Consider the following 25735-nt stretch of genomic DNA (forward strand, 5'->3'; position numbering starts at 1 on the left):
CTAGCGTGACACTCGCATCCGGAAGTGCCGTGCGGGTGTGAAACGGGGATTTTCCAACGTGTGCGGAATTACGGGTGTGTTCTCCCTCGACGGGGCGCGTCCGATAGAAACCCATGTCCTTTCGGAAATGATTTCCGAACTTGTCCACCGAGGTCCGGACGACGCCGGTCGACACGTCGGCGAAGGGATCGCGCTGGGATTTCGCCGGCTCGCCCTGAACGATCTGGAACGGGGTAATCAGCCGCATTTTTCGGAGGACCGCGACCTCGTCTCCGTCTGCAATGGCGAGATCTACAACCACCGTGCCCTGCGCGAGGAACTGGCCCGCGCCGGGCACCGGTTCCGCACCGCCTGCGACACGGAGGTGCTGGTCCACCTCTACCGCCGCCACGGCACCGGCCTCACCGAGCGCCTCGACGGCCAGTTCGCCTTCGCCCTGTACGACGCGACCGCGCGGCGGCTCCTCCTGGCCCGCGACCACGCGGGGATCGTGCCGCTGTTCTACACCGTCGTGGACGGACTGCTCGTCTTCGGCTCCGAGATCAAGGCGATCCTGCGCCACCCGGCGGTGCGGCCCCGCGTCGACCTGCGCGGCCTCGACCAGGTCCTCACCCTCCCCGGACTCGTCAGCCCCCGCACCATGTTCGAGGGCATCCACTCGCTGCGCCCCGGAGAGCGGCTCGTCGCCGACGCCTCCGGCGTCACCGTGGAGCGGTACTGGGACCTCGACTACCCCGACGCCGGGGACCTCCCCCCGCTGGGCGCCGACCCCGAGGCGGAACTCGCGGGCGCCGCCGACCGCGTGGCCGCCCTCCTCGACGCCGCGGTCCGCGACCGGCTCGTCGCCGACGTGCCCGTCGGCCTGTACCTGAGCGGCGGTCTGGACTCCAGCCTCCTCGCCGCGCTCGCCGCCCGGGCCCGCCCCGGGCACCCCTGGCCCAGCTACTCCGTCGTCTTCCCCGGCCACGACTTCGACGAGGGCCCCCACCAGCGGCTCGTCGCCGCGAAGCTCGGCACCCGCCACCACGAGGTGCCCGTCCACGCCGCGGACGTCGCCGACCGGCTGCGGGCCATGGTGCGCCACGCCGAGACGCCCGTCCGCGAGTCGTACAACGTCTGCTCCCTCAAGCTGTCCGAGGCGGTCCGCGCCGACGGCACCGTCGCCGTCCTCACCGGCGAGGGCGCCGACGAGCTGTTCGGCGGCTACCCCGGATATCGGTACGACGCCGCCGGGCTCGGCGGCAGCCGCCTCACCGGCCTCGACGCCCACCTGGAGCGGGAGATCCGCGAGCGCATGTGGGGCGTCGACATCGGCTACGAGCAGGACCAGGTCGCCGCCCAGGAGTTCCGCCGCGACCTGTACTCCGCCGACCTCGCCCCGTCCTTCGACGCGTTCGCCGTCACCTCGCAGCGGCTCGTCGACGCCGACCGGCTCAAGGGCCGCCACCCCCTGCACCAGCGCTCCTACCTCGACTTCCACCTGCGCCTCGCCGACCACCTCCTCGGCGACCACGGGGACCGCATGGCCCTCGCCAACGCCGTGGAGCCCCGCTTCCCGTTCCTCGCCCGGCCCGTCGTCGACCAGGCCGTCGCGCTCCACCCCGGGCTGATGGTGGCCGGCGGCGCCGAGAAGGCCGTCCTGCGCAGGGTCGCCGGGCCGCTCGTCCCCGGCGAGGTCCTCGCCCGCCCCAAGTTCGGCTTCCGCGGCCAGACCAGCGGCCACCTGCTGAACTCGGGCGCCGACTGGTTCGAGGAACTGCTCTCCCCGTCCCTCGTGCGGCGGCAGGGCTACTTCGACCCGGACACCGTGTCCGCGCTCGTACGCCACCACCGCGACCGGGGCGACCAGGTGCACGCGCACCTCGACACCGACTACCTGATGGTCATCGCCACCTTCGCGCTCTTCGTCGAGGAGTTCGGGCTGCCGTGCCTCGGATGACACCCCTCGCCGCGCCGGGCACCGGCCCGGCGACGGCCGCGCCCGGCCCGGTCCGGCCCGGCCTGCCCCTGGTCGGCGTCGTCGGCGGCATGGGCCCCCTCGCCTCCACCGAACTGCTCCGCAGCGTCTACCTGCCCGCCGACGGCCGCCCCGAGCAGGAGTCGCCGCGCGTCCTGCTGTGGTCCGACCCCGCCGTCGTGGACCGCACCGAGGCCATCGGCACCGGCCGCCTCGAAGCGCTCCGCGAAGCCGTCGAGCGCGCCGTGCGCGGCCTCGTCGCCGCGGGCGCCGAACGGGTCGTCGTCGCCTGCGTCACCGCCCACCGCGTCCTCGGCGACCTCCCCCCGGACCTCCTCGGCCGCTGCGTCTCCCTCGTGGACGTCGTCCACGAGGAACTCGCCCGCACCGCCCGCCCCCACCTCCTGCTGTGCACCGAGGGCACCGCCCGCGCCGGGCTCCTCACCACCGGCCCGCACGACGCCGTCCGCCACCTCGTCGCCCTCAGCCCCGACGACCAGCAGGCCCTCCACCGCGAGGTGTACCGCCTCAAGGCCGGCGGCGACCCGCTGCGCACCGTCGCCTTCCTGCGCGCGGCCCTGCCCCGCTACGGCGTACGGGACTTCGTCGCCGCCTGCACCGAACTCCACCTCGTCACCCAGGCCATCACCGCCGCGGGCCTCTCCGCGGAGTTCCCGGCCATCGACCCCCTGGCCGTCGTGGCCGGGCGGATCAAGAACGGAGAGCTGTGAGCCACACCACGATCCTGCGCCACTGGGCCGACCACGTGGAGAAGGACCCGGAGGCGGTCGCCCTCGCCACGCCCTCCGGTGACTGGACCCGGCAGCGGCTCGCCGCCCACGCCGCCGGAGTGCGCGAACACCTCGCCGACGGCGAGGGACCGGTGCTCGTCGCCTGCGCCGAGCCCGCCCCGGTGATCGCCGCCATCCTGGCCTGCGCCGCCACCGGCCGCGCCTTCGCGCCCGTCGACACCCGCCAGCCCGCCGCCCGCTGGACCGCCATCGCCGAGGACCTCCGCCCCACCGCCGTCGTCGCCGACCGCGCCGGACGCGCCGCCCTCGCCGCGGGCGGCCCGTACGACGACACCCTCCGCTACATCGACGCCGAGGACGCCGAGCACGGCACCTGGCACGCCGACGACTGGCGCGACCCCGGCACCCCCGACGCCGGATACGTCTACTTCACCTCCGGCACCACCGGCCGCCCCAAGGGCATCAGGGGCAGCCTTGAGGCCGTCGAGCACTTCCTCGACTGGGAGACCGCCGAGTTCGGCATCGGACCGGGCACCCGCGTGTCCCTGCTCACCTCGCCCGGCTTCGACGCCTTCCTCCGCGACACGCTCCTGCCGCTCCGCGCCGGAGGCAGCGTCCACGCCGCCCCGCCCGGCGCCGTCCCCGTCGGCGCCGGACTCGCCGCGTGGCTCGACGCCGGGCGGATCGAGGTGCTGCACTGCGTGCCCACCGTCTTCCGCACCCTGCGCGCCGCCGGCCTCACCGCCGGGTCCCTGCCCGCGCTGCGGACCGTCCTCCTCGCCGGGGAACCCGTACGCCCCTCCGACGTCGCCTGGTGGCGCGGCCTGTTCGGCGACGACAAGACCCTGGTCAACCTGTACGGCCCGTCCGAGACCACCATGACGAAGGTGTACCGGCGCCTCGGGGCCGAGGACGCCGACGCCGGCACCGTCCCCGCCGGCCTGCCCATGCCCGGCGTCGAGGTCCGCGTCGTCGCCGCGGGCGCGCCCGTCACCGGGACCATCGGCGAGATCGAGATCCACACCCCCTTCCCCCTCCGCGGCTACCTCGACGGCCGCCCCGGCGGGTTCACCGGCACCCACGCCTACCGCACCGGCGACCTCGGGCGGCTGCGCGACGACGGCGTCCTGGAGGTGCTCGGCCGCCGCGACCAGCAGGTGAAGGTCAACGGCGTACGCGTGGAACTCGGCGAGGTCGAGGACGTCCTGCGCCGCCACCCCGGCGTCCGCGACGCCTGTGCCGCCGCCGTCGCCGACGACGAGGACGCCGACCCCGTGCTGTGCGCCTACGTCGTCGCCGACGACACCGTCACCGACGAGGAGCTGCGCGCCCACACCGCCGCGGGGCTGCACCCCGGCAGCCGCCCCTCCCTGTACGTACGGCTCGCCGCGATCCCGCGCACCCTCAACGGCAAGGCCGACCGGCGCGCCCTGCCCGTGCCGTCCGCGGTGCGGGCCGCCACCGCCGACGACGCTCCCCGCGACGGCGCCGAAGCGGAGATCGCCGCGCTCTGGTGCGACCTGCTGCACCTGTCCGCCGTCGGCCGCCGCGACAGCTTCACCCTCCTGGGCGGCGACTCCCTCGCCATCGCCCGCCTCCTGGACCGGCTCCGCTCGCGGTTCGGCGTCGACGTGCCGCTGCGGGTCTTCGCCGAGGACCCCACCGTCGCCGGCCTCGCCGCCGCCGTCACCGGCGGGAGCGGCCGATGAGCGCGCCCCTGCCCCCGCGCCCGCACCGGGACCGCGCCCCCCTCTCGTACGCCCAGCGCGCCATCTGGCGGGCCGAGCAGCTGCTGCCCGGCAGCGCCCTGCACAACGAGACCGCCGCGTTCCGCCTGACCGGTCCCGTCGACGCCGACGCCCTGGAGCGCGCCCTCGCCGTCCTCGCCGCCCGTCACGAGGCGATGCGGTGCGCCGTCCTCACCGGCGACGACGGCGAGCCCTACCAGCACTTCGCCGACCGCACCCGCCCGGCCGTCGAGCTCACCGACCTCTCCGGCCTGCCCGAGGACGCGCGCGAGGAGCGCCTGGCCGGACTCGTCGCCCGGGCGGCCACCGAGCCGTTCGACCCGACCCGCGCCCCGCTCATGCGCACCCGCCTGTTCCGGCTCGGCGGCGACCGCCACCTGCTGCTGTTCGTCGCCCACCACATCGTCGTGGACGCCTGGGCGTTCGGCGTGTTCCTGGAGGAACTGGCCGCCCAGTACGCCGCCGAGACGGGCGGCGGCCCCGCCCTGCCCGAACTGCCCGCGCAGCGCCTCGACTTCGGCGACTACGCCGCCTGGCAGCGCACCGACCCGTCCGCCGGGAACGGGCTCGCCCACTGGCGGGAACGGCTCGGCGGCGAACTGCCCGTGCTGAGCCTCCCCGCCGAACCGGCGCCGTCCGGCGCGGCCCGCCCCGACGAGACCGCGGGCGCCGTCCACCACTTCACGCTCCCCGCCGGCCTCGTCACCCGCCTCGCCGCGCTCGCCCGCAGCCGCGTCGCCACGCTGCCCGCGACGCTCCTCACCGCGTTCTGCGCGGTCGTCCAGCGCTTCACCGGCCAGGACGACCTGGTCGTCGGCATGCCCGTCGCCACCCGCAACCGGCCCGCGCTCGGCGCCATGGTCGGCCCGCTCCTCAACGTCATCGCGCACCGCGTCGACCTCTCCGGCACCCCCACCTTCGACGAGGCCCTCGCCCGCACCCGGCGCGACCTGAAGGCGGACCTCGCCCACCGGGACACCCCCTTCGACCTGGTCGTCGAGGACCTCGCCCCGGCGGCCGGCGGCCGCTCCCCGCTGTTCCAGCTCATGTACGCGTTCCACAGCGGCCCCACCACGACCCTCGCCCTGCCCGGCGTCGAGACCGTGCCCGCCCCCTCGCACAGCGGGACCGCCAAGTACGACCTGTCGCTGTTCCTGCGGCCGAGGCCGTCCGGCGACCTCGACGCCGGCCTGGAGTACCGGACCGCCGCGCTCGCCCCGCACACCGTCGCCGCGATCGCCGAGGGTCTGCTGTGCCTGCTGGAGGCGGCCGTCGCCGAACCCGCCCGCCCGCTCGCCGACCTGCCGGTCGCCGCCCCCGAGGCGTACGGCCGCGTCGTGACCGGCTTCAACACCGCCGACCGCGCCCCCGCCCCGTGGGCATCCGTCCCGCACGCGCTGCGCGCCCTCGCCGCCCGGCGGGGCGACGAGCCCGCCGTGGGGCACGGCGACGACGTCCTCACCCGCGCCGACGTGGACCGGGCCGCCGACCGCGTGGCCGCCCGGCTGGCCGGCCGGCACGGCGTGCGCCCCGGCGACCGGGTCGCCCTCCTGGCCCCCCGCGACAGCGCCCTCGTCCCGCTCGTCACCGGGATATGGCGCGCCGGGGCCGTCCTCGTGCCGCTCGACGACACCATGCCGGACGAGCGGGCCGCGTACGTCCTCGCGGACAGCGGCGCCCGGCTCCTCGTCACCGGCCACCCGGACCGGCCCGCCCCGAACGGGGGCCCGGCCCTCGCCGCGTGCGCCGACCTGCTGGCGCAGACCGGACCCACCGGGCCGGTCCCCTTCCCCGACGGACCGCCGCCTCGGTCCCTGGCGTACCTGATGTACACCTCCGGCTCCACCGGCCGCCCCAAGGGCGTGGCCGTGCCGCACGACCGGGTCGCCAACCTGATGCACGCCGTCGCCCGCGAACCCGGCATGGGCGCCGGCGACGTGCTGGTCGCCGTCACCGCCCTGACGTTCGACATCTCCGTACTGGAGCTGTTCGCGCCGCTCGTCGCCGGAGGCCGCGTCGTCGTCGCCCCGCACGACACGGTGCGCGACCCCGCCCGCCTCGCCGCGCTGCTGCGCGACTGCGGCGCCACGCTCGTCCAGGCCACGCCGTCGCTGTGGCGGGCCCTCGTCGACAGCGGCTGGCAGGGCCTGCCCGGCCTGCGGATCCTCAGCGGCGGAGAACCCCTCGACCCCGCGCTCGCCGCCCGCCTCGTGGAGCGCGGCGCCGAGCTGTGGAACCTGTACGGCCCCACCGAGACGACCATCTGGTCCACGGCCGGGCGCGTCCTGCCCGGCGAGCCGGTGACCGTCGGCCGCCCGCTGGCCCGCACGTACTGCCACATCCTCGACCGGCACGACCGGCCCGTCCCGCTCGGCGCGACCGGGGAACTCGTCATCGGCGGGTCCGGCGTCGCCGCCGGCTACTGGAACCGGCCCGACCTCACCGAGGCCGCCTTCGTCCCCGACCCGGTCGGCGCCGACCCGCTCGGCACCGGCGACCCCGCCGCGCCCGTCTACCGGACCGGCGACCTGGCGCGCTACCTGCCCGACGGGCGGATCGTCGTCCTCGGCCGCGCCGACCAGCAGGTCAAGATCCTCGGCCACCGCGTGGAACTCGGCGAGATCGAGGCCCACCTGACGGCCCACCCCCTGGTGCGCGCCGCCGCCGTCGTGGTCGACCGGCAGCGCCCGGCCGCGCCCCGGCTCGTCGCGTTCGTCGTCCCGGACGGGGATCCCGGCGGCGCTCCGGACGGTACGGAGGGCGTCGCCCCGCACGGCGCGGACGACGGCTCCACCGAGACGCCGGACGCCGTGCTGCGCCGCCACCTGCGGGGCCTGCTGCCCGCCGCCGTCGTCCCGGCGGTCATCGCGACCGTCGGCGAACTGCCGCTCAACACCAGCGGCAAGGTCGACCGCCCCGCCCTGGCCCTCCGGGCGCGCGCCCTGACCCAGGCCAGCGTGCCGACGGCCCCCGCCGACGACGCCGAACGGGCCGTCGCCGCCCTCTGGGCCGACCTCCTGGGCGCCGCGCCCGACACGGTCGGCGCCACCGACGACTTCTTCGCCGCGGGCGGCAACTCCATCGTCGCCACCCGCCTCCTCGGGCGGACCCGCTACGCACTCGGCCACGCCCCGTCGCTCGCCGCGTTCTACGCCGACCCCACCCCCCGGGGCCTCGCCCGCGCCGCGCGCGAGGCCGCCGGGCCCGGCACCGGAATGGCCGCCGCCGCCGCGCCCGACGGGCCCGTGCCCCTCACGGACCAGCAGCGCCAGCTGTGGATCACGCAGCGCCTCGCCCCCGAGTCGGCCGCCTACAACCTGGCCGCCGCCGTCCGCCTCGACCGGCCCGTCGACACCGGCGCGCTGGGCCGCGCCCTGCGCGATCTCGCCGGACGCCACCGGATACTCGCGGCGCGCTGCGCGCTCACCGACGAGGGCCCCGTCCTGCTGCCGCTCCCCGCCGAATCGGTGCGCCCCACGGTCCTGCACGCTCCCGAGGAGGTGCGCGCCCGGGGCGCGGAGGCGGTCGAGGAGTGGCGGGACGGCGTCCTGCGCGCCGAGGCCGCCCGGCCCTTCGACCTCGCCGAGGGCCCCCTCCTGCGCGTCGCCCTGCTGCACACCGACGCGGAGGGCACGGCCGACGAGGCGTCCGGTCCCGTGCTGCTGCTGACCGCCCACCACCTCGCCGTCGACGGCTGGTCCATCGGCGTCGCCGTCCGCGAACTGGCGGCGCTCCACGCCCACCACACCGGCGCGGGCCCGCTCCCCGCCCCGCCCGCCCTGGACTTCGCCCGCCACGCCGCCGCCCTGGCGACCCCCGCCGCCCGGGCGGCCCGCGACGCGGACCTCGCGTACTGGCGCGACCGCCTCGACGGCCACCCCGGCGTGCTGGACCTGCCCGCCGACCCGGACGCCGCCCCGGGGCCGGCCGGCGCGGGCGCCACCGTGCCGTTCCGGCTGGCGCCCGGCGACACCGCACGGCTCCGCGCGGCGGCGGCCCGGCTGCGGGTCACCCCGTTCACGCTGCTGCTCAGCGTGTACGCGTCGCTGCTCGGCCGGTACGGCGGCACCGACGACGTGCTGGTCGGCGTGCCCGCCGCCAACCGGGGCGCCCCCGGCCTCGACGACCTGATCGGGTCCCTCGTCACCACCCTGCCGGTCCGCGTGGACCTGCGCGGCGACGTGTCGTTCGCCGCGCTCGCCCGGCGCACGGGGCGGCGCCTCGCGGACGACCTCGACCGCTCCCTGGTGCCGCTCGACCGCCTGGTGGACGCCCTGGGCCTGCCCCGCGACCCGGCACGGCCCGCCCTCGTGCAGGCCACGCTCGTCCTCCAGGACGCGCTGCCCGCCCGGGTCCGGCTCGGCGACGCCTCCGGTGAGCTGCTGCCGGTCCCGACGGGCACCGCCAAGTACGACCTCACCCTGGCGCTGGAGGAGCACCCCGACCGGATCGACGGCGTACTGGAGTTCGCGACCGGCCGGTTCACGCCCGCGTGGGCGGCCCGCTTCGCCCGCCACCTGGAGACCCTGCTGCGCGCGGCGCTCGACGACCCGGACGCCGAGGCGGCGGCCGCCCCCGTCGACCCGGACCACACCGAGACCCCGTCGCCCCGCCCCGCCGCCCCCGCCGGGACCTGGCGCAAGGCCCACGCCACGCCCGTCCACGCACTGTTCCGGGCCCGCGTCGCGCAACACCCCGACGCGGTCGCCGTCCGCCACGACGGACGGTCCGTCACCTACGGGGAACTGGACGCCTGGAGCGACCGGATCGCCGACCGGCTCCTCGACCGGGGCGCGCGGCCGGGACGTTTCGTGTCCGTGCTGCTGCCGACCGGGCCCGCGCAGACGGCGGCCGTCCTCGGCGTGGCGAAGGCCGGTGCGGCGTTCGCCGTGCTCGACGCCGACTCGCCCGCGGCGCGCCTGCGGGCCGTGCTCGACGACGCCGAACCGCTGTGCGTGCTCGCCGCCGAGTCCTCCCTCGCCGCGCTGCCGGACCTGTGGGACGCGGCCGCCGGGACGTTCGGCGGGGTCCCCGTCGAGCCGCTCGACCCGGCGCTCCCCGGGCCCGGCGCCGAACCGGGCGCGCCCGCCGTCCGGCCCGCGCACGAGGCGACCGGCGACGACCCGCTGTGCCTGGTGTACACGTCCGGCTCCACCGGCAGCCCCAAGGGCATCGTCCTGCCCCACGCGACGCTCGCCCAGTTCGCCCACTGGCAGGGTGAGACCTTCGGGGTGCGGCCCGGCAGCCGCGTCGCCCAGTGGGCCCCGTTCACCTACGACGCCGCCTACACCGAGGTGTTCGCCGCGCTGTGCCACGGCGCCGCCCTGTGCGTCCCGGCCGACCACGTACGGCGCGACCCGGTGGCGCTGGCGTCCTGGCTGCGCGCCGAACGCGTCACGCAGATCCAGACCGTGCCCGGCTTCCTCACCGTGCTCACCGAGGCCCTGGACCGCGACGGCGCCGCGCTCCCGGACCTGGAGCACCTGCTGCTCGCCGGGGAGGTGCTGCCCCCGTCGCTCGCCGCCGCCTGGGCGGACCGCCCCGTACGGCCCCGCCTGCACAACCTGTACGGGCCCACCGAATGCGTGCTGGCCACCCACCGGGAGCTGGCGCCGGGGGAGCGCTTCCCGTCGTCCGTGCCCATCGGGCGGCCCATCCCCGGCCGCGAGGCGCTCGTGCTGGACCACCGGGGCCGCCCCTGCCCGGTCGGCGTCGTCGGCGAGATCCACCTGCGCAGCGACCTCCTCGCCGGCGCGTACCACCGCAGGCCCGAGGAGAGCCGCCGCGCGTACGTCCCCGACCCGTGGCGGCCCGGCGGCACGCTGTACCGGACCGGCGACCTCGGCCGGGTGCTGCCCGACGGCGAGCTCGCCTTCACCGGCCGCACCGGCGGCCTGGTGAAGATCCACGGCAACCGCGTGGAGCTGGAGGAGATCGAGGCGATCCTGGAGTCCCACCCGGATGTACGGGAGGCCGCCGCCGCCCTCCACGGCACCCCGTCCGCGCCCCGGCTCATCGGATACGCGGTCGTCACCGGCGACGCCACCCCCGCCGCGCTGCGGGCGCTCCTCGCCGACCGGCTGCCCGCAGCGGTCGTCCCGGAGCGGGTGGTGCTGCTCGACGCCCTGCCCCGCACCCGCACCAACAAGCGGGACCGGGCCCGGCTGCCCGTACCGGAGGTGGCCGTGCCCGACGCGTCGGCGCCGCCGGCGGAAGGCGCCGAACAGCTCGTCGCCGACGCCTGGCGCCGCGTGCTGGGCGCCGACCGGGCCGTGGGCCGCCACACCAACTTCTTCGAGGCGGGCGGCAACTCGCTGCTCGCCGCCCGGCTGCAGCTCGACCTCGCCGAGCGGCTCGGCCGCCCCGTACGGCTCGTGGACATCTTCGCCCGCCCCACCGTCGCCGAGTTCGTCGCCGGTCTCGACGCGCCGGGCGGCGCCCCGACCGCCACCCCGCCCGGTGGCCCGGCCGGTGCGCGGGCGGACGAGGCCGCCGCGCGCGGCAGCCGGCGCCGCGCCGCCGCACGGGCCCGCGCCCGGGGGCGCGCCGCCGACCGCACCGACCCAACGACAAGGAGTAACTGACATGGACGTACGAGGCGTGATGGCGGAGCTGCGCGACGCCGTGGGCTCCGAGGGGCTGGAGCGGGTCGAGGAGTGCCTGGCGATCCTCGTCGGCGAGAAGGCCCCCGAGTACCTCCACGACGACCAGGAGCCGACCCGGCTGTTCTTCCCCGGCATCAGCGCCCTGCCGTGGCACGACACGGCCGCCCAGCCGTGGGTGGCGGGCATGGAGGCGGCGTTCGAGGAGATCCGCGCCGAGTTCCTGGCGCTGCGCGAGGCGGAGGCCCGCTTCGCCCCGTACGAGGACCTCTACACCAAGGAACTCGGCTGGCAGGGCTGGGACACCTACCAGATCTACCGCGACGGGGCCTGGCGCGACGAGGCCCGCGAGCGCTGCCCGAAGACGGTCGAGGCGCTGGCCGCGACCCCGCACGGGCCGCGCGACGGCATGTTCACCATCCTCAACCCGGGCGTCCACATCACCCCGCACACGGGCGGCGTGAACCTGCTCCTGACCGCACACCTCCCGCTGATCGTCCCGCCCGGCTGCTCCATCAAGGTCGGCGACGACGAGCGCGGCTGGGAGGAGGGCAAGGTCATCCTCTTCGACGACAGCTTCATCCACGAGGCGTGGAACCGGGGCACGCAGCAGCGCGCGGTCCTCCTGTGGGACGTCTGGCACCCCGACCTGACGGAGACCGAGGTCCGCGCCCTCGAACACCTCATGCCCCGCTTCCAGCGCTACCTGATGGCGGTCTGACCCACCGCCGGACGGCCCGCCCGTCCGCCGCCGCCGGACGGCCCGCCGTCCGCGGCGGCCCGCGGCCCGGTCCGCCTCCGGACGCGGCCCGTCCCCCTGGGAACGGGCTCCGTCCGCCGAGGCGGCGCCGGAGAACCGCCCCCGCCCGCCGACGGGACGCCCCTCCCGCCCGCCGACCGCGGACCGCACGCCCGCCCGCCCGCGCGGGCCGACCGCCCCGCCGGACCGCGCCCCTCCCGCCGACGGGCGCGAAACGCCCGCCGCCGGGACGGCGCGCCGTCCCACCGCCCCGCCGCCGCGCGGTGCCCGCACCGAGCCACCAAACGGAGACCAACGTGTACGCAGAGCCAGTCCGGCCCGACCGGGACGACGACACCGACGGCCGCATCGCCGTCATCGGCATGGCGGGGCGCTTCCCCGGAGCCGGATCCCCCGACGAGCTGTGGAGCCTGCTGGTGGCGGGGGAGGACGCCGTCACCCGCTTCACGCCGGAGGAGCTGACCGCCGCGGGCGTGCCCGCCGCCGAGGCGTCCGCGCCGGGGTACGTCCCCGCCAAGGGCGTCCTCGACGACATCGCGGGCTTCGACTCCCGGCTGTTCGGCTACAACGCGCTGGAGGCGTCGGTCATCGACCCGCAGCAGCGGATCTTCCTGGAGTGCGCGTGGGCCGCGCTGGAGGACGCGGGCTGCGACCCGGACCGCTTCGCCGGTCCCGTCGCCGTCTACGCAGGGTCGCTGCTGAGCACGTACCTGGTCCACAACCTGCTGCCCCGCGCCGACCTGCGCGCCACCCTCGGCGTGCCGCTGCTCTTCCAGAGCAACCAGCCCGACCAGCTCGCCACCCGCGCCGCGTACAAGCTGAACCTGCGCGGGCCCGCCGTCACCGTGCAGACCGCGTGCTCCACCTCCCTCGTCGCCGTGCACATGGCCGTGCAGAGCCTGCTCGGCCAGGAGTGCGACGTGGCCCTCGCGGGCGGCGTCACCGTCACCGTGCCGCACCGGGCCGGATACCTGCCCGTCGAAGGCGGCATCGAGTCCCCGGAGGGGCGCTGCCGCCCCTACAGCGCGCAGGCCGACGGCACCGTCTTCGGCAACGGCGCGGGCGTCGTCGTCCTCAAGCGGCTCGCCGACGCCCTCGCGGACGGCGACCGGGTGCACGCCGTGCTGCTCGGCTCGGCGGTCAACAACGACGGCGCCGCCAAGGCGGGTTACACCGCGCCCGGCGTCGCCGGGCAGACGGCCGTGATCCGCGAGGCCCTGTCCGTCGCGGGCGTGTCGCCGCGCACCATCGGCTACGTCCAGGGCCACGGCACCGGCACCGCGCTGGGCGACCCGATCGAGGTCGAGGCGCTCACCCGCGCCTACCGGGCGGCCGAGGCCGACGAAGCCGCCGAGGCCGCGGACGGGGCCGCCGGGGACGGCGGCGCGGCGCCCTGGTGCGCCATCGGATCGGTCAAGTCGACCGTCGGCCACCTCGACACGGCCGCCGGGGTCACCGGCCTGATCGCCGCCGTGCAGGCGCTGCGCCACGGCACGATCCCCGCCACCCTGCGCGGCGACGGCACGACCGCCGCCGACGCCCTCGACGGCACCCCGTTCCACGCGCCCGCCTCACCCGTCGCCTGGCCCGCCGGCGACACGCCCCGCAGGGCGGCCGTCAGCGCCTTCGGCATCGGCGGCACCAACGCCCACGTCATCCTCGAAGAGGCCCCGCCCCGGCCCGCCGAAAACGCCCCCGCCGACGGCACGCCCGCCGTGCCGGTCGCGCTGCCCCTGTCGGCCCGCACCGCCACCGCGCTCGACACCGCCGCCCAGCGGCTCGCCGCGCACCTGGAGGCCCACCCCGGCGTGCCGCTCGCGGACGTCGCCCGCACCCTGCGCACCGGCCGCCGCCTGCTGGACCACCGCCGGGTCGTCCTGGCCCGCGACACCGCCGGAGCCGTCGCCGCCCTGCGCGGCGGCGGCCGGCGCGACGCCGTCGCCGCCCGCACCGACCGGACCGACGCCCCCGTGGCGTTCCTGCTGCCCGGCCAGGGCGCGCAGCTGCCCCGCATGGCCCTCGGCCTGTACGACGCGCACCCCGTCTTCCGCGCCGCGCTGGACGAGTGCGCCGCCCTGCTGCGGCCCCTCCTCGACCGGGACCTGATCGCGCTGCTGCGCGACGGCACCGAGGAGGAACTGCGCCGTACCGACCTGCTCCAGCCCGCCGTCGTCGCCGTGGGCCACGCCCTGGCCCGGCTGTGGGAGCACTGGGGCGTACGGCCCGCCGCGCTCCTCGGGCACAGCCTGGGCGAGTTCACCGCCGCCGCCCTGTCCGGCGTCTTCGACCTGCCCGACGCGCTGCGGCTCGCCGCCGTACGCGGCCGCCTCATGGCGGAGACGGCACCCGGCGCCATGCTCGCCGTGCCGCTCGCCGAGGACGCCGCGACCGCGGAGGCCGCCGCCCTCGGACTGGACCTCGCCGCCGTCAACGGACCCGGGGCCGCCGTGCTGTCCGGCCCGGCCGACGCCGTCGAACGGGCCGCCCGCGCCTTCGAGGAGCGCGGCCTGCGCGCGCTGCGGCTCCCCGTCGACCGGGCGTTCCACAGCGCCCTGTGCGACGAGGCCGCCGCCCGGTTCGCCGACGAGGTCGCCCAGACCGCACGCCACGCGCCCCGCGTGCCGTTCGTCTCCGGCGTGACCGGCGACTGGATCACCGCCGAACAGGCCGCCGACCCCGGCTACTGGGCCCGCCAGATGCGCGCCCCGGTCCGCTTCGACCAGGGCCTGCGCACCCTGACCGCCCTCGACGAGGGCCTGGTGCTGGTGGAGAACGGCCCCGGCAGCGTCCTCACCGACCTCGTGCGGTCCGCGCGGCCCGGCGCCGACGCCCCGCGCACCGCCCCGGCGCCGCTCCCCTCGCGCGGCCGCCGCGGCCCGGAGGACGAGCCGGCGAGCGCCGCCCTGTCCCTGGCCGGACTGTGGGCGCACGGCGCCTCCGTCACCTGGGAGCCTGCCGCCCCCGGCGCCCGTGTCACGAGCCTGCCCGGCTACCCCTTCGAGCGCCTCCACCACTGGATCGACCCCGGCACGGCAACTGCCCCGGTCGGCACCGCCCCCGCGGACGCCGCCACGGAGCAGGACCTCGCCGACGCCCTGCACGCCACGCTCGTCTGGCGCCCCCTCGACACGGACACCGGCACGGGCCCCGACACCGGGACGGCGCCGGGCACCGACGGCGAGGCCGCCGACCCGCTGCGCGGCCGCCGCCAGACCTGGCTCGTCCTCATGGACCGCGAGGGCGCCGCCCAGCCCGCCGTCGACCTGCTGACCGCGCGCGGCCAGATCGTCACCGTCGTGCGGCCCGGCCCCGAGTACCGGCGCGTCCGGCGCGGCGTGTACGAACTCGACCCGGCCGACCCCGCCCAGTACGCCAAGCTCCTCGCCGACCTGCGGGCCCTCGTCCGCACCCCGACCGCGATCCTGTACGCCTGGGGCCTCGACAGCGGCGGCGGCGCGCGGGACGGCGGCGCCGACGAGACCGCCTGCTACTTCGGGCTGGTCCGGCTGGCCCGCGCCCTCGCCGAGGAGAGCGTCGTCAACGAGGTCCGCCTCGGCGTGCTCACCGCCGGCGCGTTCCGCACCGCCCCGTCCGAGCGCCCCGACCCGGCCGCCGCGATGCTCAGCGGCCCCGTCCAGGTGCTGCCCGAGGAGTACGCCAACCTCCGCTGCGCCCAGATCGACCTGGCGGCCGGCGCCGCCCTCGACGAGACCGCCGCGCAGACCGTGCTCGGCGCCGTCCTCACCGCGCCCGCGCGCCTCCTCGCCCTGCGCGACGGCACACTCCTCACCCGTACCGTCAGCACCGCCGAGCGGCCCGTCCCGGCCGCGCCCGTCCGGCTCGCCGACGGCGCCACCTGGGTCGTCACCGGCGGCCTCGGCGGCATCGGCCGGACCCTCGCCGCCGACCTGGCCCGCACCCGCGGGGCCCGCCTCGCGCTGCTCTCCCGCACCGCCCCGGAGACCGGCGGCGAGAGCGGGGCGGGGGACGACGGCGGACACGCGGCGTTCCTGCGGGAGCTGCGCGCCGCGGGCGCCGAGGCCGTCGCCGTACGCGCCGACGTCACCGACGCCGCGTCGCTCGCCGCCGCCCTCGACCGGGTCCGCGCCCGGTTCGGCCGCATCGACGGCGTCGTCCACGCCGCGGGCCTGCCCGGCGGCGGCTCCGTCGCCCTGCGCGGCGACGACGAGGCCCGCGCCGTGTTCGCCCCGAAGGTGGACGGCACACGCCACCTGCTCGCCGCGCTCGGCCCCGACGAGGCGGACGTCCTGGTGGTCTGCTCGTCGCTGGCCACCCTCGTCCCCACCTACGGGCAGGCCGACTACGCCGCCGCCAACGCCTACCTGGCCGCCGCCGCTGAGGCCGAGGCCGCCGCGGGCACCCGCCACGCCATCGCCGTGGACTGGGACATGTGGGCCGGGGTCGGCATGGCCGCCGACGCCGAGGTCCCCGCCGACCTGCGCGCCCTCCAGGAGCGCATGCTCGCCGGCGCCCTCACCGCCCGCCAGGGCGCCCGCGCGTTCGCCGCGCTGCTCGACGGACCGGCCGGACGCCATGTGGTGGCCCGCCCGTCGGCGGTCGTCACCGACGGCACGCTCACCCTGGCCGCGGACGAGCCGGCCGCCGCGCGCCCCGCCGCCGTCGCGCTGCCCCGACCCGACCTCGCCACCCCGTACGCCGCGCCGAGCACCCCGACCGAGGAGCGCCTCGCCGAGATCTTCGGCGAGATGCTCGGCGTCGACCGGGTCGGCGTCCACGACGACTTCCTCGACCTCGGCGGGCACTCCCTGCTCGCCGCGCAGATCGCCGCCCGGCTCCGCGCCGAGTTCGACGTCGAGGTGCCCGCCCGCGCGTTCTTCGAGGGCGGCCGCGTGGCCGACCTCGCCGAGCTGATCGAGGACCGCATCCTCGCCGAACTGGAGAACCAGTGACCAAGCCCACCGGCCGGGAGGACCGACTCGCCCGGCTCACGCCCGCACAGCGGGCCGCGTTCGAGGCCCGCGCCCGCGGCCGCGCCGCCGCGACCGGCACCGACGCGTCCGCGGCCGCCCCCGGCAACCCCGACGGCGCCCCCGACCGGGGCGCCGTCACCCCCGCCCCGCGCCCCGCGCCGCTCTCCTTCGGCCAGGAGCGCCTGTGGTTCCTGGAGCAGCTCGCCCCCGGACTCGGCGTCCACAACGAGTACGTCGGGCTGCGGCTCACCGGACCGCTCGACCTGGCCGCGCTCGACGGCGCCCTCACCCGGCTCGCCGACCGCCACGAGGCGCTCCGCACGGTCGTCGACACCGTCGACGGCACCCCGCTCCAGCGGGTCCTGCCGCCCGGCCGCTCCGTGCTGGAGGTCGTGGACGTGGAGCCCGGCGCGGAGGAGGCGCGGGCCGAGGAGGAGGCCGCCCGCCCCTTCGACCTGGAGCGCGGCCCCCTCTTCCGGGCCGTGCTGCTCCGCTCGGCGCCCGACCGCGCCCTGCTGGTCGTCGTCAACCACCACATGGTCGGCGACGCCTGGTCCCGCGCGGTCCTCGTCGACGAACTGTGCGCCGGCTACCGCGCCCACCTCGACGGCACCGGCGCCGACACGCCCGCCCCGCCCGTCCAGTACGGCGACTTCGCCGCCTGGCAGCGCCGCGAACTGACCGACGAGAACCTCGCCGGGCACCTCGCGTACTGGCGGGAGCGGCTCGCGGGCGCCCCGCCGCTGCTCCACCTCGCCGCCGACCGGCCCCGGCCCGCCGTCCCCACCCACCGGGGCGGCCGGGTGCGCTTCACCCTGGACGCGGCGCTCACGGAGTCCGTCGAGGCGGCGGCGCGGCAGGCCCGCGCCACCCCGTTCATGGTGACGCTCGCCGCCTGGCAGGCCGTCCTCATGCGCCACTCCGGCCAGGAGGACATCGTCGTCGGCGTCCCCACGGCCGGCCGCGACCGGCCCGAACTCGCGGGCCTGGCCGGGATGTTCGTCAACAGCCTGGTGCTGCGCTCCGACCTGTCCGGCGACCCGTCGTTCGGCGAGCTGCTCGGCCGGGTCCGGGAGGCGTCCCTCGGCGCGTTCGCCCACGCCCAGGTGCCCTTCGAACGGCTCGTGCGCGAGCTGAGCCCCGACCGGGACCTCGGCCACGCGCCGCTCTACCAGGTGCAGTTCGGCTACCGGAACGTCCCCGAGCGTGCCCTGTCCCTGCCCGGCGTCGACGTCGAGCCCGCCGACCTCGACAACGGCCTGTGCCGCATCGACCTGAGCCTCGAACTGGCCCGGCACGGCGACGTCACCGAGGGCATCTGCGAGTACAGCCGCGACCTCTTCGACGAGCCCACCGCGCGGACCCTGACCGACGCGCTCGCCCGCGTCCTGCGCCGCGCCGCCGCCGACCCGGACCTGCGCCTGTCGGAGCTGCTCGCCCTCACCCCCGCCGAGCAGGCGCTCCTCGACGCGGCCGGCGACGGCGGGCCCCTGCCGGACGACGCCCCCGACGTGCTCACCGCGTTCGAGCGGGCCGTACGGACCCGGCCCGACGCCGACGCCGTGACCTGTGCGGGCGAGACGCTCACCTTCCGCGCCCTGCGCGCCCGCGCCGACGGCGTCGCCGCCCGGCTGCGGGACGCGGGCGTCCGCCCCGGCGACCGGGTCGGCGTCGCCCTGCGCCGCTGCGCCGACCTGCCGGCCGCGCTGCTCGGCGTCCTCACCGCGGGCGCCGCGTACGTGCCGCTCGACCCGGACTACCCGGCGGAGCGGCTGCGGTACGTGTGCGAGGACGCGGCGCCCGCCGCCGTCCTCGTCCACGCCGCGACCCGTGCCGCCTTCGCGGACGGCGTCGTGCCGGCCGGGGTGCCCCTGGTGGACACCGACACCGACACCGGCACCGACACCGGCACGGACGCCGGCACCGGCACGGACGCCGGCACCGGCACGGACGCCGGCACCGGCACGGACGCCGGCACCGGCACGGACGCCGGCACCGGCACGGACGCCGGCACCGGCACCGGCGCCGGCTCCTCCACGGCCGTCCCGGCCGCCGCCGCGGGCGAGGGGGGCGAGGGGGACGGCGGCCGGCCGGACCCGGAGTCCGCCGCGTACGTCATCCACACCTCCGGCTCCACCGGCCGCCCCAAGGGCGTCGTGGTCCGCCACCGCAACCTGACGGCGTTCCTCGCCGCGATGGACCGCGTGGTGGAGACCGGCGGTGAGCCCGTCACCTGGCTGGCCGTCACCAGCGTCTCCTTCGACATCTCCGTGCTCGAACTGCTGTGGACGCTCAGCCGGGGCCACCGCGTGGTCCTCACCCCCGACAAGGACCACGCCCCCGCCCCGGCCCCCGCGGCCGAGGAGCCCGTACGCGAACGGGCGCCGGAGTTCAGCCTGTTCTACTTCGCCAGCGACACCGGCGGCACCCCGCCCGGCCCCGGCCAGTACCGCCTCCTCATGGACGGCGCGCGCTTCGCCGACGACCACGGCTTCTGCGCCGTGTGGATGCCGGAGCGCCACTTCCACGCGTTCGGCGGGCCGTTCCCCGCCCCGTCCGTGCTGGCCGCCGCCGTCGCCACCGCCACCCGGCGCGTCGGCATCCGCGCGGGCAGCGTCGTCATGCCGCTGCACCACCCGGTCCGCGTCGCGGAGGAGTGGTCCGTCGTCGACAACCTCTCCGGCGGCCGCGTCGGCGTGTCCTTCGCCTCCGGCTGGCACGTGGACGACTTCGTCCTCGCCAAGGACGCCTACGACGACCGCCAGGCCCGCACCCTCACCGGCATCGACCAGGTGCGGCGGCTGTGGCGCGGCGAACGCGTCCCGTTCGAGGCACCCGGCGGCCGCACCGTCGAGACCGCCGTCCTGCCCCGCCCCGTCCAGCCGGAACTGCCGTTCTGGCTCACCTCGTCCGGGAACCCGGAGACCTGCCGCGCCGCCGGCGAGGCCGGCGCCCGGCTGCTCACCCACCTGCTGGGGCAGAGCGTCGAGGAGCTCGCGGAGAAGATCGCCGTCTACCGCGAGGCGTGGCACCGCGCCGGGCACGCCGGGGCGCCGCACGTCACACTGATGCTGCACACCTTCGTGGGCGCCGACGCCGACGACGTGCGCTCCCACGCCTGGCAGCCGTTCCGCTCGTACCTGCGCTCCTCCGTCGGGCTCATCCAGAACATGGCCCGCGCGCTGGGCGTCGACGTCACCGCCGACGACTTCACCGAGGACGACCAGGAGGCCCTCCTCGACCACGCCTGCGCCCGCTACCTCGCGGACAGTTCCCTGATCGGCTCCGTCGAGGACCGGCTGCCGCTGGTCCGCCGGCTCACCGAGGCCGGGGTCGACGAGATCGCCTGCCTGATCGACTTCGGCGTCGACGCGGACGCCGCGCTCGGCGCGCTGCCCGCGCTGGCCGCCCTCCGCGACCGCGCGGCCACCGCCGCCGCGCCGGGCACGGCCGCGCGGGAGGAGAGCGGCGACGCCGCCTCGCCGACCGCCCTGATCCGCGCGCACGGCGTGACCCACCTCCAGTGCACGCCGTCCCACGCCCGCGCCCTGCTCGACGAGGAGGACGCGGCGGCGCTCGGCACCCTGCGCGAACTGCTCCTCGGTGGCGAACCCCTCGACGCGGACCTCGTCGGGGCGCTCGCCACGCACGTGCGCGGCACGATCCGCAACATGTACGGGCCGACCGAGACCACGGTCTGGTCGACGACCGACACGGTCGACCCGGCCGCCGGCGCCGTCACCATCGGACGGCCCATCGCCGGCACCACCGTCCGCGTCCTCGACCCGCACGGCCGCCGCGTGCCGCCCGGCGTCCCGGGCGAGCTGTACATCGGCGGGGCCGGGGTGACCGCCGGCTACCTCGGCCGCCCGGAACTGACCGCCGAACGCTTCGTCCCCGCCGACCCCGGCGCGGACGGGGCCGAGGGCGACGCCGCGCGACCGCGCCTGTACCGCACCGGCGACCTCGTCCGGGTACGCCCCGACGGCCGCCTCCAGTACCTGTCCCGCAACGACAACCAGCTCAAGATCCGGGGCTTCCGCGTCGAGGCCGGGGAGGTCGAGGCCGCGCTGACCGCCCTGCCCTCCGTGCGCCAGTGCGTGGTCACCGCGTACGAGCCGGGCACCTCACGCGCCGCCCTCGCCGCCTACCTGGTCCCGGCCGAGCCGGACGCCCCGCCCGCCCCGGAGGAGCTGCGCGCCGAACTGGTCCGCCGCCTGCCGTCGTTCCTGGTGCCCTCGCACTACGTGGTCCTCGACGCGCTGCCCCTGACCGACAACGGCAAGGTGGACCGGGGCGCGCTGCCCGCGCCGGTGCCGGAGCGGACCGGGGCAGGGGAGTACACCGCGCCCCGCACCCCGACCGAGGAGGCCGTCGCCCGGGTGTGGGCCGACGCCCTGCGTGCCGAACGGGTCGGCGTCCACGACGACTTCTTCGCGCTCGGCGGGCACTCCCTGCTCGCCACCCAGGTCGTCGCCGGGATCCGCCGCGCGCTCGGCGTGCGGCTGCCGCTGCGCACCCTGTTCGAGGCGCCCACCGTCGCCGCGCTCGCCGCAGCCGTGGACGCCCTCGCCGGCACCGACCGGGACGCCGCGGAGCGGGAGGCGGCCCCGGTCGCGCTCCGCCCCGACCCGGCCCGCCGGCACGACCCGTTCCCGCTCACCGACGTGCAGCGGGCCTACTGGATCGGCCGCAGCGGCACCGTCGGCGGCGACGTGTCCTGCCACCTGTACGTCGAACTCGACGTGGACGACGTGGACCTGCCCCGCCTCGAACGCGCCTGGCAGGCGCTGGTGCGGCGCCACGACGCCCTGCGCATCGTCGTCGACGAGAACGGCGAGCAGCGCGTCCTCGCCGACGTGCCGGACTACCGCATCGCCGCCGAGGACCTGCGCGGCCTCGACGCGGACCGGCGCGAGAGCCGGCTGGAGGCCATCCGCCGGGACATGTCCCACCAGGTGCTGCCCTCCGAGGTGTGGCCGCTGTTCGACCTGCGCGCCAGCCGCACCACCGGCACGGGCGCACGCCTCCACTTCGGCATCGACACCCTCATCGCCGACGGCGGCAGCACCCAGATCCTGCTGCGCGAACTCCTCGCCGTCTACCGGGGCGAACTCGACCCGCGCCCGCTGGAGCTGTCGTTCCGCGACTACGTCCTGGCCGAGCGGGCCCGCCGCGAAGGGCCGCGGCGGGAACGCGACCTCGCCTACTGGCGGGACCGTCTCGACACGCTGCCGCCCGCGCCCCCGCTGCCGCTGGTGCGCCGCCCCGAGGAGCTGGCCGAGACCCGGTTCGGGCGCCGCGAGGCGTACCTCCCGGCCGACGTGTGGACCCGCCTGAAGGAGCGGGCCGCCGCCGCGCGGATCACCCCGTCCGCGCTCGCCCTGTCCGCGTACGCCACCGTCCTCGGCGCGTGGTCCGGCGCGGGCCGCTTCACCCTGAACCTCACCCTCTTCAACCGGGTGGGCGACCACCCCGACCTGCCCGCGCTCGTCGGCGACTTCACCGCGCTGACGATGCTGGAGGTCGACGGCGCGACCGACGGGGCGTTCGAGGCGCGGGCGCGCCGCATCCAGGACCGCCTCTGGGAGGACCTGGACCACCAGCTCGTCAGCGGCGTGTGGGTGGCGGGCGAACTGGCCCGCCGCCGGGGCGTCGCCGAGGCCGTCATGCCGGTCGTCTTCACCAGCGAGCTGGGCGCCGACACCGGCGGCGGCGCACTCGGCGCCGGTCAGGGCGCGCGCGTCGCGTACACCATCACGCAGACCCCGCAGGTGTGGCTCGACCACCAGATCGCCGAGCACGAGGGCCGGCTCCGCCTCACCTGGGACGCCGTGGAGGCGCTGTTCGCGCCCGGCACGCTGGACGACATGTTCGGCGCGTACACGGCGCTGCTCACCGCGCTCGCCGACGACCCGGCCGCCTGGGACGACCCGCACCGCGAGATCCTCCCGGCCGGCCAGCTCGCCCGGTACACGGCGCTCAACGCCACCGACGGGCCGCTGCCCGACGGGCTGCTGCACGAGCCGTTCCTGGCGCGCGCCGCCACGGAACCGGAGCGCACCGCCGTCGTGTCCGCCACCGGCACCGTCACCTACGGCGAGCTGGACCGGGCCTCCCTGGCCGTCGCCCGCGCCCTGGGCGACGCCGGGGTGCGGGACGGCGACCTCGTCGGCGTCCTCGCCCACCGGGGCTGGGAGCAGGTCGCCTCCGCGATCGGCGTCCTGCGGGCGGGCGGCGCCTACCTGCCGCTCGACAGCGGGCTGCCCGCCGACCGCGTGGCCCGCTCCCTCGCCCACGCCGGAGCCGTGGCGCTGCTCGTCCCGGACACCCTCCCGGACGGCCACCCGGCCGGGGACGCGGCGCCCGACGGCGTGACCGTCCTGCGGTTCGGCGACGCCGTCGGCCGCGGCACCGCCCTGGGCTCCGGCCGGGACCCGCGGCCCGCGACCGCCCCCGGCGACCTGGCGTACGTCATCTACACCTCCGGCTCCACCGGCGAGCCGAAGGGGGTGATGACCGACCACCGGGGCGCCCTCAACACCGTCACCGACATCAACGAACGGTTCGGCGTCCACGCCGAGGACCGCGTGTTCGGCCTGTCGTCGCTCGGCTTCGACCTGTCCGTGTACGACATCTTCGGCACCCTCGCGGCCGGCGCGGCGCTCGTGCTGCCCGGCCCCGGCGAGGAGCGCGACCCGGTCCGCTGGGCGCGGCTCGTCGCCGAGCACGCGGTCACCGTCTGGAACTCCGTGCCGGCCCTCATGGAGATGCTCCTCGTCCACGCCTCCGGCAACCCGGCGGTGGACGTCGAGTCCCTGCGCCTGGTCATGCTGAGCGGCGACTGGATCCCGGTCGGCATGCCCGGCCACATCCGGCGGGTCGCCCCGAAGGCCGAGGTGATCAGCCTGGGCGGCGCCACGGAGGCGTCGATCTGGTCGGTGCTCCACCCGGTCGGCGCCGTCGACCCGGACCGGCCGAGCATCCCGTACGGCCGGCCCATGCGGAACCAGCGGATGTACGTCCTCGACGACGCGTTCCGGCTGCGGCCCACCGGCGTGCCGGGCGCCCTGTTCATCGGCGGCGTCGGCCTGGCCACCGGCTACCGCAACGCGCCCGAGCTGACCGCCCGCGCCTTCCCCGAGCACCCCGTGACGGGCGAGCGCCTCTACCGCACCGGCGACCTGGCCCGCCTCCACCCGGACGGCGAACTGGAGTTCCTCGGCCGGGAGGACTCGCAGGTCAAGGTGCGCGGCATGCGGATCGAGCTGGGCGAGATCGAGGCCGCGCTCGTCCGGACGGGCGGCGTGCGCGAGGCCGCCGCCCTCGTCGAGGGCTCCGGCATGTCGGCGCAGCTCGCCGCGTACGTGGTGCGCGAGACCGCGCCGGCGGCCGAGGCGCGCGCCGGGGAGGCGGGCGCGGGAGCGGACGCCGCACCCGCCGCGCTGGACGCCGAGCGGGTGCGCCGGCTTCAGACCCGGCTGGGCCAGCCGGGGCGGCGCCGGGACCTCGCGGGCCGCGAGATCGTCCCGTTCGCCCTGCCCGCCGACACCCGCGAACTGCGGGCCGCGTCCGCCGCGCGCGGCGCCGCGACCCGCTTCGGCCGCGGGCCGGTCCCGGCCTCCGGCCTGTACGCGCTGCTGACCGTGCTCGCCCGGCAGGACGACGACGGCGTGCCGCGCTACGCGTACGGCTCGGCCGGCGGGCTCTACCCGGTCCAGACGTACGTCGCGGTGGCACCGGGCGGTGTGGACGGGATCGGCGCCGGAACGTACTACCTGGACCCGGCGGGCCCCGCCCTGGTGGCGCTCGACGGGCCGGAGGGCGCCGGACGGGCGCTCGACCCGGCGCTGTTCGGGGAGTTCAACCGGCCGCTGGCCGGGGCGGCCCGCTTCGCCGTGTACCTCGTGGCGAGGAACGCGGCCGTGACGCCCGTCTACGGCGAACTCGCCCGCCCCTTCACGCTGCTGGAGGCCGGCGCGATGGCGCAGCTGCTGCGGCAGCGCGCCGCCGACTGCCGGATCGGGCTGTGCCCGGTCGGCGACGTGTACGCCGAGCCGCTGCACCGCGTCCTGCGGCTGGAGGACGACCAGACGGTGCTGCACACGCTGCTGGGCGGCCTGCCGGACGGGGCCGCCGCAGGCCCCGGCGACCCGGAGGCGTGGGCGGCGGAGCTCCGCGCCGAACTGGCGCGCCGCCTCCCCGCGTACATGGTCCCCCGCCATGTGCGGGCCGTGGACGCGCTGCCCCTGTCGGCCAACGGCAAGGTCGACCGCAAGGCGCTGGCCCGGCTGGGCGAGGCGCGGGAACGCTCCACGGCTCCGTCCGCCGCGCTGCCGGTGGCGGGGGGCGTCGCCGCCACGCCGGTCGCCGCCGTCCCCGCCTCCGGTGGCACCGCTCCGGCTGCCCCGGCGGCGCCCGTCGCGGCCGGTGGCCGGGGCGCGCTGCCCGGATCCACCGTCGAACGGGTCTCCGCGCTGTGGCGGGAGGTGCTGGACGGCCAGGAGGTCGCGGTCGACACGAACTTCTTCGACGCGGGCGCGACCTCCATCCACCTGGTGCGCGTCCAGCGCCGGATCACCGAGGAGTTCGGCACGGAGCTGTCGGTCGTCGACATGTTCGACCGCCCGACGGTACGGCTCCTGGCCGAACTGCTCGACGGGTCCCCGGCCCCCGCCGCGCCGGCGCCCGCCCCGGCGCCCGCCGAGGCGCCGGCGCCCGCCGCCCTGCCCGGAGCCGCCGACACGGCTCCGCCCGCCGCGCCGGGCACCCCGGCCGGCGAGGAGGGCGCCGAACCGCCCGCCGGACGGCGCAGGCACCACGAGCGGCGGCGCGCCGCCCGCCGCGCCCAAGGCCCCGGCAGCCCGGCCGCCGACTGAGGCGGCCCGCGCGGACGGGGCTCCCGCCCGGAGCCCCGTCCGCGCCGCGCCCCCCGCGCTCGCGTCACGTACCGCCCTAAGGAGA

7 protein-coding genes are annotated in these 25735 nt (G+C 77.5%); all 7 read left to right on the forward strand.

The genetic code is table 11. From position 1 onward, the window contains the following. The first annotated feature begins 58 nt into the window (after positions 1 to 58). The 7 genes from asnB (at position 59) to ACSUPT_RS23090 (ending at position 25650) form a co-directional block, all read left to right on the forward strand. Positions 59 to 1939, forward strand: coding sequence for an asparagine synthase (glutamine-hydrolyzing) (gene asnB / locus ACSUPT_RS23060; protein ID WP_403505166.1), 1881 nt, complete (start codon positions 59 to 61; stop codon positions 1937 to 1939). After that, positions 1936 to 2688 carry an aspartate/glutamate racemase family protein gene (locus ACSUPT_RS23065; protein ID WP_351968326.1) on the forward strand — a complete coding sequence of 251 codons (753 nt, stop codon included), beginning with the start codon at positions 1936 to 1938 and terminating at the stop codon, positions 2686 to 2688. Before asnB ends, ACSUPT_RS23065 begins: the two co-directional genes overlap by 4 nt. Next, positions 2685 to 4418, forward strand: a complete 1734-nt coding sequence (locus ACSUPT_RS23070) for a non-ribosomal peptide synthetase (RefSeq protein ID WP_399219431.1) — start codon at positions 2685 to 2687, stop codon at positions 4416 to 4418. The genes ACSUPT_RS23065 and ACSUPT_RS23070 overlap by 4 nt, the downstream gene beginning before the upstream one ends. Next, positions 4415 to 11041 carry an amino acid adenylation domain-containing protein gene (locus ACSUPT_RS23075; RefSeq protein ID WP_436945409.1) on the forward strand — a complete coding sequence of 2209 codons (6627 nt, stop codon included), beginning with the start codon at positions 4415 to 4417 and terminating at the stop codon, positions 11039 to 11041. Before ACSUPT_RS23070 ends, ACSUPT_RS23075 begins: the two co-directional genes overlap by 4 nt. Position 11042: 1 nt before the next feature. Next, positions 11043 to 11780: an aspartyl/asparaginyl beta-hydroxylase domain-containing protein gene (locus tag ACSUPT_RS23080; protein ID WP_361663109.1), complete on the forward strand. Its 738-nt coding sequence runs from the start codon at positions 11043 to 11045 to the stop codon at positions 11778 to 11780. Between the two features lie 335 nt (positions 11781 to 12115). Beyond that, positions 12116 to 16750: a type I polyketide synthase gene (locus ACSUPT_RS23085; protein WP_436945410.1), complete on the forward strand. Its 4635-nt coding sequence runs from the start codon at positions 12116 to 12118 to the stop codon at positions 16748 to 16750. Further along, positions 16747 to 25650: an amino acid adenylation domain-containing protein gene (locus ACSUPT_RS23090; RefSeq protein ID WP_436945411.1), complete on the forward strand. Its 8904-nt coding sequence runs from the start codon at positions 16747 to 16749 to the stop codon at positions 25648 to 25650. The genes ACSUPT_RS23085 and ACSUPT_RS23090 overlap by 4 nt, the downstream gene beginning before the upstream one ends. Positions 25651 to 25735 lie beyond the last annotated feature (85 nt).

This window comes from Streptomyces sp. SudanB25_2051, assembly GCF_964272635.1.
GTDB lineage: Bacteria > Actinomycetota > Actinomycetes > Streptomycetales > Streptomycetaceae > Streptomyces.

Bases quoted from the DNA above. Each gene is read 5' to 3' on its own strand.
- ACSUPT_RS23065 (WP_351968326.1), top strand. From the start codon at position 1,936: ATGACACCCCTCGCCGCGCCGGGCACCGGCCCGGCGACGGCCGCGCCC.
- ACSUPT_RS23075 (WP_436945409.1), top strand. From the start codon at position 4,415: ATGAGCGCGCCCCTGCCCCCGCGCCCGCACCGGGACCGCGCCCCCCTC.
- ACSUPT_RS23080 (WP_361663109.1), top strand. From the start codon at position 11,043: ATGGACGTACGAGGCGTGATGGCGGAGCTGCGCGACGCCGTGGGCTCC.